The 240-nt window shown below is 47.9% G+C and carries 1 protein-coding gene; it reads left to right on the top strand.

What is annotated here, in order from left to right:
• The coding region (locus tag CH339_RS25960) for a Dps family protein (protein ID WP_146610323.1) at positions 1-240 on the top strand (240 nt) is incomplete at both ends.

Here is a 240-nt window from a genome sequence, read left to right as displayed (position 1 = left end):
CGCTGCATGAAAAATTCGAAGAGCTTTACACAGAAGCGGCAGAGCATATCGATGATTTGGCTGAACGCCTATTGGCCATACAGGGCTCTCCGGTCGGAACGATGAAGGAATGCCTGGAAATGTCCGCGATTAAAGAAGCGGACGGAAGCGAGTCTGCTGAACAAATGGTGCAAAATATTTATAATGACTTTTTAACGGTGGCTGAGGAGCTGAAAAGCGGAATGGAGCTTGCCGATGAAG

The organism is Rhodobium orientis, assembly GCF_003258835.1.
Taxonomy (GTDB): domain Bacteria; phylum Pseudomonadota; class Alphaproteobacteria; order Rhizobiales; family Rhodobiaceae; genus Rhodobium; species Rhodobium orientis.
The sequence above is the reverse complement of the archived record's forward strand: the minus strand, read 5'-3'. Positions and strand labels throughout refer to the sequence as shown.